A 13,175-nucleotide genomic window follows, 5' to 3' on the forward strand; every position below is an offset into this window, starting at 1 on the left:
TTTGGACAGGAGGAAAAAATTATGAATTTTGAGATGCCAAAATATACTCATCCAAATTTTCAACAGGAAAAATTTGAAAATGCAACAGATGCAAAATATGTATTGGTGGAAAAAGATAGAGTTGCACCTGACAACTACCATGCAATGTCTATTTTTCCAGAGTACTTTAAAGTTGAGGGTGAATGGAAATTAGCTAAAGAATCAAGAATGGATTGTGTTGCAAGACTAAGAGAAGATAAAGAAATAGAGGTAGTAGAATTTAGACATTTAAAAGTTGGAGATAAAATTATTGTTGGAAGAACTGAAGATGGTAGTGAGGGAATATATTTACACACAACCGGTTTTGAAGAAGAAAAAGTTGAAGAAGAAGCTTTTGCTTTTAGAGGAAGTAGATCAAGAGAAACTTCTCAAACTATGGACTACGATCAACTAATCGAACTTTTAAAACATGAAAAAGAAAATGGATATATTGTATGGGTAATGGGACCAGCAGCAGTATTTTCTAAGGGAGCTAGAGATTCATTAACAAAATTAATAGATAATGGATATGTAAACGCTTTCTTGGGTGGAAATGCAGTTGCAACTCATGACTTGGAAGCAGGAGTGTATAATACAGCATTAGGGCAAGATATATATACTCAATGTTCTATAAAAGATGGTCATTATCATCACCTAGATTTATTAAATAAAGCAAGAAAGTATGGTTCAATAGAAAAACTTATAGAAGAAGAAAATATAACATCAGGATTAATTTATTCTTGTGTAAAAAATAATGTTCCTATTGTACTTGGAGGGTCTATAAGAGATGATGGTCCACTTCCTATAGTAATAGCAGATGTATATGAAGCCCAAGAGCAAATGAGAAATCAAGTAAGAAAGGCTACAACTGTAATTTGTATGGCAACTCAATTACACACAATTGCTACAGGAAACATGACGCCATCTTTCAGAGTTGTTAATGATGAGGTCAGGCCGGTATACTTCTATACAATAGATACTTCAGAGTTTGCTGTTAACAAGTTAAAAGATAGAGGAAGTTTAAGCGTTAGAACGATGATATCAAATGCACAAGATTTCTTACAAAGATTAGCTGATAATTTATAATAGATAAAAAACTGCTTTAATTTTTTAAAGCAGTTTTTTTAATTTCCAACTACTTTACTTGAGCAAGGTCGTTGCCTGAAATTTCATGGCGCCCACGGAGTGGCTTAAGGGAAGGGAATTTTTTTTATTATTTCAAAAAAATATGGCGAAAGTCTCTCATATTGTATACAATTCTATTAATATAAAATTAGAAAAATAATAATTAGAATTTAAAACAAAGGGGTGATTATATGAGAGCTATAATAACTGTAATTGGGAAGGATAAGGTTGGAATAGTAGCTGGAATAACTACTGAGCTTACAAAACACAATATGAATATTATTGATATTAACCAAACTATAATGGAAGAGTTTTTTACTATGGTATTAATGGTTGATTTAAGTAAAGTAAGTGAGTCTTTTGATGAAATAAAAAGAGCTTTAGTATTAGTAGGAAAAAATTTAGGCGTTGATGTGAAAATTCAAAGAGAAGAAATATTTAACTCAATGCACACAGTTTAGGAGGTTGTTATGAATATAAATAATATATTAGAAACCATAAGAATGATAGAAGAAGAAAAATTAGACATAAGAACTATTACTATGGGTATCTCATTGCTAGACTGTATAGACTCTGATGGACAAAAGTGTAGAATTAATATCTATAATAAAATAATGAATTGTGCAAAAGATTTAGTCAAAGTTGGAAAAGAGATTGAAAATGAGTTTGGTATACCTATTGTAAATAAAAGAGTATCAGTGACACCAATTTCTATAATAGCAGGAGCTACAAGTGATGAAGATTATGTAGAATTTGCTAAAACTTTAGATAAAGCAGCTGAAGATTTAGGAATTGATTTTATAGGAGGATTTTCAGCGTTAGTTGAAAAGGGTTGTACAAGGGGAGATGAAATTTTAATTAAATCAATTCCAAAGGCATTAGCTTGTACTAATAAAGTCTGCTCATCTGTAAATGTAGGATCAACTAGATGTGGATTAAACATGAACGCCATAAAAGAAATGGGAAAGATTATAAAAGAAACGGCTGAATTTACAAAAGAATCAAAGGGGTTTGGTTGTGCTAAGTTAGTAGTATTTTGTAACTCAGTAGGAGATAATCCATTTATGGCGGGAGCTTATCATGGTATAGGTGAAGCAGATGTAGTTATAAATGTAGGTGTAAGTGGACCAGGTGTAGTACAAAGGGCTTTGGAAAAAGTAAGAGGAGAATCTTTTGATGTAGTTGCAGATACTATAAAAAATACAGCATTTAAAGTAACAAGAATGGGTCAATTAGTTGGTCAAGAAGCATCAAAACGATTAGGGGTACCTTTTGGAATAGTGGATTTATCTCTAGCTCCAACACCCGCAATTGGTGATTCAGTGGCAAATATTTTAGAAGAAATGGGACTTGAAACTGTGGGAACTCACGGTACTACAGCAGCACTTGCACTTTTGAACGATGCAGTAAAAAAAGGTGGAGTAATGGCATGCTCTAGAGTTGGTGGTCTTAGTGGAGCATTTATACCAGTTTCTGAAGATGCAGGAATGATTGATGGAGTAATAAAAGGATCTTTAAATTTGGAAAAGTTAGAAGCAATGACTGCAGTATGTTCAGTAGGATTAGATATGATAGCAGTAGAAGGAGATACTACAGCTGAAACTATAAGTGCTATGATAGCTGATGAGGCTGCTATAGGAATGATAAATAATAAAACAACTGCAGTAAGAATAATTCCAGCACCAGGATGCCAGGCAGGGGATATGGTTGAATTTGGGGGGCTACTTGGAAGAGCTCCAGTTATGAAAGCTAATAAAAACTCCTCAGCAGATTTTATAAATAGAGGTGGAAAAATTCCAGCGCCAATACATTCTTTTAAAAACTAATAGGCAAATTTGCCTATTAGTTTTTTATTACTATAAAACATTTTGCTTTATAGTATATAAATAAATTTGAATATGTAAATTTATTGATTTATTGTTATTATGATAATAAAAAAGTACAATAAATAAGGAGTATGATGTAATAATTTAATAAAAAGTAGTATTAAACAATATTATTGTATACATTATACTTATTGTTTAAATTAGACAACAAAGGAGACTTATAGTGAATAAATTAAAATATACATTAATTCTTTTAATAATTTTAATATGTATATTGCCTAAAAATATATATGCATCTAAAATGATGAATTTTGAAAATATAACAATAGAAAATGGACTATCTCAATCAACAGCAGAAACCATAATTCAGGATAGTAAAGGATATATATGGATAGGCACAAATGATGGGTTGAATAGATATAATGGAACAGATATAAAAGTTTTTAAGTATGATGAGGAAGTTAAAAATAGTATTATAAGTAGTTATATAACAGCCCTTGAAGAGGACAAAGATGGAAATCTGTGGGTAGGAACCGATGAAGGTTTAAGTAAAATAAATTTATCTGATTACTCTATAAAAAATTACCGTTATTATAAAAATAATAAAGACAAGCCTTACTATGCTATTTTAACTATTTATGTTGATGATAAAGGTAAGATTTATATGGGAAATAATGATGGAGTATATCTTTATGATGAAAAAGAAGATAGCTTCGATAAGATTTTAGGTTTAAAGGATAATCTTAGTGATAAAAATATTTACTCAATAAATAAGGATTCACAAGATAACTTATGGATAGGTACTAATCAAGGAATAAACAAAATAAGTGCAAAAACAAATAAAGTATCACACTACACTATTGGAAATATAAAAACTACTCAGTGGGGAAAGATATCATCTATAATTTTTGATAATAAGAACAATTTATGGGTTGGAACTTCGGAACAGGGTTTGAAAAAGATAGACTTAAAAAATAATAAAGTTAAATCTTTTAATATGGATGAAAATGATACTAATAAATTGCAATCAAATGCTATAAGAAAAATATTACAAGATAGCAGTGGAAACATGTGGATGGCAACTGAAAAAGGTCTAAGTAAATATATAGAAGGAGATACATTTGTTACGTATCAGAATAAGGACTATGATAATAGCACTTTAGCTAATAATATTGTATTTACACTTATGGAAGATGACAGTGGATTAATCTGGGCGGGTACTTATACAGGAGTAAGTATATATGATTCAAGGAATAGAATACAAATATATAAAAGTGACCCTACATATGAAAACTCACTAAGCAATAATGTTGTAATGGGAGTTTATGAAGATGATAATGGATTATTATGGATAGGTACTAGAGATAAAGGTTTAAATATAATTGATAGAGAAAATGATGACATCACACATATCTATGAAGGAAATACTAAATATGATTTAAGTACAAATGCCATAAGTATTATTAAAGGAAAAGGTAATATTATTTGGGTAGGAACCAGAAATGGTGTAAATAAAATAGATAAACGAAATATGACTATTAAAAAGTACACCACAGAAGATGGATTAATAGATAATAATATAAAATCTCTATTTATAGATAGCAAAAATAATTTATGGATAGGAACACCAAAAGGGCTTAGTATTTTAAATATCGAGTCTGAAGAAGTTTTTGGAATGACAGACAAATTAATAAAATCTGGAATAGTAGATCCATATATTCAAGAAATTTATGAAGATAAAGAAGGAATTTTTTGGATTGGAGGATACACTTCTGGTGGTCTTATTAAACTGGATCCAAGGAAAAACACAATTGAAACCTTTAATAATTATAAAAATGAAGATAGTGATGAAGCCGTTGTAAATGCTATAAGAAATATAGTAGAAGATGATAATCATAATCTTTGGATAGGAACTAATGATGGTTTATTAAAGTTTAATAAGAATGAAAACACATTTAAAGCTTATACGGAGAAAGATGGTCTAGCTAATAATATAGTTTATCAAATATTAGTAGATGAGGATAAAAATCTTTGGATGAGTACTAATAATGGTATTTCAAAATTTGACATTAACAACAATAGATTTATTAATTTAAGGAGTACAGATGGCCTTCAAAGTAACGAGTTTAATGGAAACTCAGCATATGAATGCAAAAATGGTGATTTTGTATTTGGTGGAATTAAAGGGTTAAATATTTTTAACCCAAAGGAAGTTTTACAAACAAATTATAAAGGAAGAGTTAATTTTGATGGTTTTGAAGTAGAAGGTGAAGACTATACAAATATAGATGTAAGGTTTTTAAATATGATGAAAATTTTATAAGAATTAAATATTTCCTTACTGATTATAGAAAAAATAACAATATACAATATTATTATAAATTAGAAGGAGCCAATGATGATTGGGTTCTTGTAAAAAATAATGAAGCTATATTTGGAGACTTAAAACCTGGGAAATATAAATTTAGAATAAAATGTAGAAATAATAGTGGTGAAATGAGTGCAGAAAACAGCGTGAGTTTTACCATAGATCCTCCTATTTGGAGAAGTAATATGGCTATAATTCTATATGTTATTATAGTTATGATTTTATTATATAATAATAGAAATAAAATGAACAAACTTGATAAGTTAGTAAATAAAAGAACAAGTCAGTTAAATGATGAGATGAATAAAAATAAGCTTTTATATGAAAAAGTTATACAAGCTGAAAGAAGTAAAAATAATTATTTTATAAATTTATCACATGAACTTAGAACTCCATTAAATGTAATAAATTCCATAGAGCAACTAATAAGAAGCCTATGTAACTCAGAAAAAGAGTTAACAAAGTCTAAATTAGAAAGTTATATGGATATTATGAAAAATAATACAGATAGATTACTAAATTTAATCAACAATATAATAGATACATCTAAAATTGAAAATGGAAAATACAAGCTTAACAAAGCAAAAAAAGACATAGTTTATATTGTGGAAGAAGCAACGTTAAGTTTAAAAGAAAGCATAGAATCTAGTGGCATAGAACTAATATTTGATACTGAAGTTGAGGAAAAAATAATTAGTTGTGATAAATATGATATAGAAAGATGTATAGTTAACTTAGTAAGTAATGCTCAAAAATTTACACCCAAGGGTGGAAGTATAAGAGTTAACATAGAAGATTTAAAAGATTTTGTTAAAATTACTGTGGAAGATACAGGAATTGGAATAGAAAAAAAATATCATGATATAATCTTTGATAGATTTAATCAAATTATAGATGAACATGGTGAGAATAAGGGTGGAAGTGGGCTAGGTCTTACAATTACCAAGCATATAATAAATCTACATGATGGTATGATAAAAGTAGAAAGTGAAAAAAATAAAGGTACGAAATTTACAATAACTTTACCTGTAAAATAAAAAACTGCTATTTAGCAGTTTTTTTTATTGATAATATATGTAAGGTTTTAACTAAGGATGTTACAACTAAAATTCCTAAAGAAATGGCACCACCAACAAACAGCACATCGGCACCTTTTGCAATTGCATTGTTATAGTCATGTTGTACTAAATAAAGCATGGTATTATACATTCCAAGACCCGGAACTAAAGGAATAATGCCTGGTATTATAAAAACTATTGCTGGTTGTTTTAATTTTCTAGCTAAAATTTCACTAATATAAGAAACTAGTAAAGCCGCTATAAAGTTTGCAAATATATCATTTTCACTTAATTTTGCTAAATAATAAAATATAGACCATCCAAGCCCACCTACAAATCCACTAGATATAAGTGTAGATTTAGGTGCATTTAGAAAAATAGAAAAACCAACAGTAGCAATAAATGAATATATAAAATGCAAATATAAGGGCATATCTGTCATTATAAACTTCCTCCTAATCTAAGCCAAATATCTAAAATAATACCAACGCCACATGCTATACTGACAGCTGTAACACCAGCATCAAAGGCACGAGCAACTCCAGAAATTAAGTCACCAGCGATTAAGTCTCTAATTCCTTTAATAAAAGATACTCCTGGAAGTAGAGGCATAATAGAACCAACTATTAACAACGCAGGTGTGGGAAGAATGCCTATTTGAGATAAGACAACTCCAACAAGAGCTATAAAAGTTGAGGATATTAGTGAAGAAAAGGCAGGTATAGTACTAATTTTCATCGTTTTTTTATAAATCATGACTGCCAATATGGATGTAATAAAGGTTGAAATAAAAGTAGGAATATTGTTTCCTTGCAATAAGGTTGCAAAGAAGGCAGATCCTATTCCAGTAGAAAAACTTAAGACTAATGAAGTATAAGATGTGGTGTTTATAATTTCCTTTAGCTCCGTCATAGCATCTTGTACAGTCAATTCAGTGTTAGTAACATATTTTCTCGAAAAGTTATTTAGCATGGAAATTTTATTTAAATCTATGGATCTAGACTTTATTGTTTTCATAAATGAATATCCATCAAATCTATAATCGGAGATAATTATAGCAGTTGGAGAGGTGAATACATTTACATGATTATAGTTTCTAGATTTACATATTCTAATGATAGTATCTTCTACACGATATGTTTCTGCGCCGTTAGTAAGCATAAGTTCACCAATAAATAATGCTAATCGTAGTACGTTTTTTTTGTTGTCAGGTTTAAACTCATTTTCCATGAAATTACCTCCTTAAGATGTCATGGTAAATAATAAAGTTAGTTGTATCTATATTATGTAAAAGAGGAATATTCTAAACATGCAAAAGTTAATAATAAAAAAGTAAAATATAGAAGAATAAAAATTTAAAAACTTATATACTTATAAGATATAAAGGTGTTTAAAAGAAAGGAGGAAAAGATATGTCACAAATATATTATGTATCTGATTATCACTTTTTTCATGAGCTAGCATTAAAAAGAAGCAGAAGTGAACATTTTAATGATGTTAATGAGATGAATGAAGAAATTATAAAAAAACATAATAATAAAGTTAAAGATGATGATCATGTTTACATACTAGGAGATATTATAGTATGTGAGGAACAAGATTTAGAAGAAAAACTTAAGAATACAGTAGGAAGACTTAAGGGGCACTTACATCTTATTCTTGGGAATCATGATTATAAGTTTCGTAACAATCCTATATTTTTAGATTACTTTGAAACAGTGGAAGAAAGTAAATTAATAAGAAATCATAATAAATGGGTTCAGCTTTGCCATTATCCTATACTTTTATGGTACAGAAAGAACAAAGGAGCATATCATGTTTTTGGCCATATGCATGATGATTCTTTTACTAAAGAATTTCACATTATTAAAAAAGAAAAAAATTTATTCAATGCATGTGTAGAAATTAATAATTTTGAGCCATGTACAATAGAGGAATTAATTAATAATAATGATAGATTCTATAAAAGACACTAAACAAAATTGAATTCTAGTTTAGTGTCTGATTTATATTTTTAATTTCTTCATATTTTTCTAATTTGATAAAATTGGATTTTGTTCAATTTCATAATCTGTAAATAGAGTTATAGACTTTTTTATAAATAGAATAAATGGACATATTATCTTAAAAATAATTATCTCTTAAGAGTTGAGCATTTTTTCTATTTACTAAATATTTTTTTAGTTCAGTTAGGCATAAAAATAAAATAGCTCGATTTTCAAATTCGCCTCTATCTTTTGGAAGAGGTTGAATTTTCATATCTTTATAAATCACATCTAAATCATTTAATAAATTAGTAATAGTATCTGATTCAAAAGAAGTATTACCGACTTTATTGATAAATCTAGCAACTATATATCCTTGATAAGGTGAGTAGTCTAATTGAGAAACTAAATCATAGAGAGTACTTAGAATATCTCTTTGACTTTTGATTATTTCCATATGTTCTAAAAAATACTGAGTATCACTTAGTAGATTGTTATTAATATTTTCATAAGCAGCTTTTGTGCTATTATTTATTAATTTATTTAGCTCGTCTAAGTTATGTTGAAAAGAAATATCTTTGTCTGGACTACTGATTATGTTGGCAATATCTATTAGAATTAAGCTAACTTGCTTTTGGAGTTTTTGTTGACCAATATAAATTTTATGAATATTAGAAGGCATAAACATATTTATTATTATACCTATACCAGCTCCAATTATGAAAAGGCCTGTCTCATTCAATACCCAATAAATACTCATAGAGCCTTGAAGTAAATAATGAGAGGCAATAACTACACACATGGCAATAACATTGCTGATTTTTAATGCAAAACAAGTACCTATTGTAATAAATATATATAATGAGAAGGAAAACAAATTATATCCTAATAAACGAAAACAAATATAAGAATAAACTGTACATAGTATAAATCCAAATAGCTTGCTCAGAGCTCCTGCTAAAGTTTCCTTTTTTGTATCTTTTACAACTAAAAGAGTGATTACTCCAGCTACAATTGAATATTGCAGGTTAAATAAAGATGCAATAATAATGGCTAAGATGCTTCCAAATGATAATTTTGTTACTTTAATTACATCTGTTTTGTTCAAATAAAAACCTCCTTATGAAATTGTATAATTCATATTTTAGCATAAATATAGGACTTCATGAAGAAATTATGCTATATCTTCAAGAGATATGTGTATTTTTGATATATTTCTAATTATTAAGATAAAAAGAATAAATAGTTAAGAAAGTGGTTAAACCTTGTGATAATTTACACATTGGGCAAAAAGTCATACTAAATTTATATAGACATATATTTAATACTAGCCCTTAAATATTTTTAATAGGGAGGTATTATGTATGAAAGAAAAAATTAAAATGTTAAATGTGATGAAATTTGCAGGTGCTTTTATAGCTTTTATTATTGGATCTGGATTTGCAACAGGACAGGAGATTATGCAGTTTTTCACTTCCAATGGTTTGAATAGTTTAGTATCAATACTTATAAGTTTAATTTTATTTACATATTTCGGAAGTACTGTAATGGCAGCTGGATACGATTACGGAAGCTATAAAAAATACAGACCATACAAATACTTTTGTGGAAATAAGGTAGGTCTGTTTTATGAATATGTTGTACCAGTGCTACTATTTATAAGTGTTATCGTTATGATTTCAGGAGCTGGGGCAACATTACAAGAATATTACGGATTAAATTATTATGTTGGTTGCGCTATGATGACAATATTAGTACTTATTGCTTTTATTTGTGGCTTAGATAATCTTATTAATATAATTGGTTTTATTGGTCCTGTAATAGTTATTTTTTCTTTGATTGTAGGGTTTACCATTTTGATTCAAAATTTAGATGGATTAAACAATATTTCACAGACAGTGGTAGATGTTAATCTTAAAAAAGCGGGAGGAGACTGTGTTAAAAGTGGTATATTATATGCATCATATAATATGGTTAGTGGACTATTCTTCTTTACTTCCCTTGGAAATAGTGCAGATACTAGAAGGGAAGCTAAGTATGGAGCTGTTGTTGGAAGTGTATTATTGATTATAGTTATTTTAGTTATGAATTTTGCTTTACTATCAAAAATAAAGGATATTTATAAATTATCCATACCAACTTTATATTTTGCAAAATCCATATCACCTACATTTGGGAAAATTTTTTCAGTTGTTTTATTATGTGGTATTTTTTCAACAGCTGCACCAAATTTTTGGACAGTCTGTGATAAAGTTTCAAAGAGAGGAAAGTACAACTCAAATATTATCGCCCTTATTATTTCAATTTTGGCTTTTTCATTTGGCTTATTTCCATTTGAAAAATTAGTGGGAAATGTGTATCCACTTACGGGTATATTGGGAGTTGTTTTATTTATATGCATATGTTTAAAACAGATTAGGAAAAGAATTATATAATACATATATAAAAAATAAGTATAACTTCAGTTAATAAGTTATACTTATTTTTTTATTAGTAAATCTTTCATAAAATCAGATGTTTTATATTTTTTCAAAATTTCCTTTAATGTTATTATTGAAGGAGTCATAATTTTATCCTTATGATGAACAAGTTTAAAGGATCTTTTTAATGTATTTAAATCAGTTTTTATAATATGGATTTTACCACATAGGATATCTTCTTCAAAAGTATGTATAGACAGAAGGGATAAACAATCATCATCTAAAATAGCCCTTCTAATTGTATCAGTTGAACTAGCCTCATATGCTAATTGAATATGAATTTTATACTTGTGTAAAATTTGTTCAAAAAACTCTCTTGTACCACTACCATCTTCCCTTATAGCAAATCTTTGGTTTTCTAAATCATATAATGTTATTTTTTCTTTTTTTGAAAGGGGATGATTATTATTACATAAAAGAACCAGATAATCATCGATTACAGGAGTAGTAACTAAATCTTGAGAATGAATTTCTCCTTCTACAATAGCAATATCTAAGTCAGATTCTAATAATTTTTTTTCAACCATAGTAGTATTATTAACATAAGCATAAGTGTTTACTCTAGGGGCAACGCTATGAAATTCCTTTATTATTTTAGATAAAAGACAAGTTCCAACAGTTACAGAAGCACCTATTCGTAAATTTTCTATATGAAGATTGTCATTCATTATTTTCTCTAAATTATCAAATTGTTCAACTACTTGAGATGCATATGAGAAAAGTTCTTTGCCAAAGGATGTTATATATAACTTTTTTGATAATCTTTCGAAAAGCTTTTGACCGTAGTGATCCTCTAATTCACGAATAGCTTGGCTTACTGTAGGTTGAGATATGAATAATTTTTGTGCAGCTAAGCTCATTTTACCTGTTCTTGCTACTTCAATAAAAATTCGCAAGTGTCTGATTGTCATGGAATACCTCCTTTTTTATTAATAAATATGGTTAAATGATACTGATTATCTATAGGTTTTACCTATGTTTTTCATAAGAGAATATCACTTTTAATAGTATATCACAAGTGCTACAATAAAATTAAATTATAGGAAAAAAATGTAAAATTTTATATTTAAATATACAAATAAGTAAGGAGGAAAAATAATGTCAACATTAACAATTAGTAAGGAAGATGAAAAAAGAGTAAAAGCTTTAGGTTTTTTGAGCAATAAAGGAACTGATAATTTTTCAGGAAGAGTAATAACTGTAAATGGAAAGATAACAGCATCGCAACAAAAATGTATAGGAGAAGCATCACAGTTATTCGGAAATGGAATAGTAACATTTACAACTCGCCTTACAGTAGAAGTCCAAGGTATACCATATGAAAAAATTGAAGATTTTAGATCTTATATAGCTAAAGAAGGCCTTGAAACAGGAGGAACAGGATCAAAAGTACGTCCAGTTGTATCATGTAAGGGAACTACTTGTCAATATGGCTTAATAGACACATTTGAATTATCAGAAGAAATACATAAAAGATTTTATAAAGGTTATGCAAAAGTAAAGTTACCTCATAAATTTAAAATAGCTACAGGTGGATGTCCTAATAATTGTGTAAAACCAGATTTAAATGACTTAGGAATAATAGGACAATATATACCAAACTTTGATGAAGACTTATGTAACGGATGTAAAAAATGCGCTATAGAAAAATTATGTCCAATAAATGCTTGTAAAGTTGTTGATGGTATATTAAAAATAGATGAAGAAGTGTGTAATCACTGTGGACGTTGCATAGGGCAATGTCCATTTGATGCAATAAAAGATGGAACTTACGGTTACAAAATTTATATTGGTGGAAGATGGGGCAAAAAAGTAAATCATGGATTGGCTCTTAATAAGGTATTTACTAGCAAGGAAGAAGCTTTAGATGTTATAGAAAAAGTAATATTATTATATAGAGAACAAGGAAAAATAGGCGAACGTTTTGCTTCAACTATAGAGCGTTTAGGTTTTGAAAATGTAGAAAAACAATTATTAGTAAATGATTTACTTGAGAGAAAGGAAGAAATACTAAAAGAAGAACTTCATTTGACTGGTGGAGCAACTTGTTAGGGAGTTTTAGTTAGACAAACATTTTATAATATAGCTAAAAAATAATAGGGTTATCGAACTGAAAATAGTGAGATGACCTTTTTTGATGTTTAGCTTAAAAAGTAAGAACTCATCCAATAAATATGAATTTACTATTTATTTAGTGCTACTATATTAATAAATAGTAAAGTTACATGATAAGTAATTATAGCCTATATGACATAAAAAATATAAAATAATTGTGAAGCTTTATCTTACGAAACTGTAAAATTGGTATGGAAATT

The 13,175-nt window shown here is 28.3% G+C and carries 12 protein-coding genes and 1 pseudogene; 9 read left to right on the top strand and 4 right to left on the bottom strand.

The annotated features are described in order from the left end of the window. Positions 1-21: 21 nt before the first annotated feature. From TVTCOM_RS03080 to TVTCOM_RS03105, 6 genes and pseudogenes are all read left to right on the top strand, one after another. Positions 22-1,104 carry a hypothetical protein gene (locus tag TVTCOM_RS03080; protein WP_434798383.1) on the top strand — a complete coding sequence of 361 codons (1,083 nt, stop codon included), beginning with the start codon at positions 22-24 and terminating at the stop codon, positions 1,102-1,104. 230 nt (positions 1,105-1,334) lie between these two features. Beyond that, complete coding sequence (locus tag TVTCOM_RS03085; protein ID WP_434798384.1) at positions 1,335-1,604, top strand: ACT domain-containing protein; 270 nt, start codon at positions 1,335-1,337, stop codon at positions 1,602-1,604. Positions 1,605-1,613: 9 nt separating this feature from the next. Next, complete coding sequence (locus tag TVTCOM_RS03090; RefSeq protein WP_434798385.1) at positions 1,614-2,969, top strand: PFL family protein; 1,356 nt, start codon at positions 1,614-1,616, stop codon at positions 2,967-2,969. Between the two features lie 223 nt (positions 2,970-3,192). Beyond that, complete coding sequence (locus tag TVTCOM_RS03095) at positions 3,193-5,292, top strand: ligand-binding sensor domain-containing protein (protein ID WP_434798386.1); 2,100 nt, start codon at positions 3,193-3,195, stop codon at positions 5,290-5,292. Positions 5,293-5,333: 41 nt separating this feature from the next. After that, positions 5,334-5,438 (top strand): annotated as a pseudogene (locus TVTCOM_RS03100) (triple tyrosine motif-containing protein); the annotation flags it as partial. 84 nt (positions 5,439-5,522) lie between these two features. Then, positions 5,523-6,374 (top strand): sensor histidine kinase, encoded by an 852-nt coding sequence (locus TVTCOM_RS03105; RefSeq protein ID WP_434798387.1) that lies wholly within the window; start codon positions 5,523-5,525, stop codon positions 6,372-6,374. Between the two features lie 7 nt (positions 6,375-6,381). Here the strand turns inward: TVTCOM_RS03105 and TVTCOM_RS03110 are convergent, their stop codons facing one another. Together TVTCOM_RS03110 and TVTCOM_RS03115 are read right to left on the bottom strand one after the other, a co-directional pair. Further along, complete coding sequence (locus tag TVTCOM_RS03110; protein ID WP_434798388.1) at positions 6,382-6,837, bottom strand: threonine/serine exporter family protein; 456 nt, start codon at positions 6,835-6,837, stop codon at positions 6,382-6,384. After that, positions 6,837-7,625, bottom strand: a complete 789-nt coding sequence (locus TVTCOM_RS03115) for a threonine/serine ThrE exporter family protein (protein ID WP_434798389.1) — start codon at positions 7,623-7,625, stop codon at positions 6,837-6,839. Before TVTCOM_RS03115 ends, TVTCOM_RS03110 begins: the two co-directional genes overlap by 1 nt. A 182-nt stretch (positions 7,626-7,807) precedes the next feature. Between TVTCOM_RS03115 and TVTCOM_RS03120 the strand changes: the two genes are divergently transcribed. Further along, positions 7,808-8,371 (top strand): hypothetical protein, encoded by a 564-nt coding sequence (locus tag TVTCOM_RS03120; protein WP_434798390.1) that lies wholly within the window; start codon positions 7,808-7,810, stop codon positions 8,369-8,371. Between the two features lie 148 nt (positions 8,372-8,519). Here the strand turns inward: TVTCOM_RS03120 and TVTCOM_RS03125 are convergent, their stop codons facing one another. Beyond that, the gene (locus tag TVTCOM_RS03125) at positions 8,520-9,488 is read right to left on the bottom strand and encodes an aromatic acid exporter family protein (protein WP_434798391.1); all 969 of its coding nucleotides are present in this window, start codon (positions 9,486-9,488) and stop codon (positions 8,520-8,522) included. Between the two features lie 256 nt (positions 9,489-9,744). Between TVTCOM_RS03125 and TVTCOM_RS03130 the strand changes: the two genes are divergently transcribed. Next, positions 9,745-10,815 carry a YkvI family membrane protein gene (locus TVTCOM_RS03130; RefSeq protein WP_434798392.1) on the top strand — a complete coding sequence of 357 codons (1,071 nt, stop codon included), beginning with the start codon at positions 9,745-9,747 and terminating at the stop codon, positions 10,813-10,815. Positions 10,816-10,859: 44 nt separating this feature from the next. On the opposite strand, the gene TVTCOM_RS03135 is transcribed toward TVTCOM_RS03130, so the two are convergent. Then, complete coding sequence (locus tag TVTCOM_RS03135) at positions 10,860-11,771, bottom strand: LysR family transcriptional regulator (protein ID WP_434798393.1); 912 nt, start codon at positions 11,769-11,771, stop codon at positions 10,860-10,862. Between the two features lie 187 nt (positions 11,772-11,958). Between TVTCOM_RS03135 and TVTCOM_RS03140 the strand changes: the two genes are divergently transcribed. After that, positions 11,959-12,912 carry a 4Fe-4S binding protein gene (locus tag TVTCOM_RS03140; protein ID WP_434798394.1) on the top strand — a complete coding sequence of 318 codons (954 nt, stop codon included), beginning with the start codon at positions 11,959-11,961 and terminating at the stop codon, positions 12,910-12,912. Positions 12,913-13,175 lie beyond the last annotated feature (263 nt).

Source organism: Terrisporobacter vanillatitrophus (assembly GCF_051148895.1).
Classification (GTDB): Bacteria; Bacillota; Clostridia; order Peptostreptococcales; family Peptostreptococcaceae; genus Terrisporobacter; species Terrisporobacter vanillatitrophus.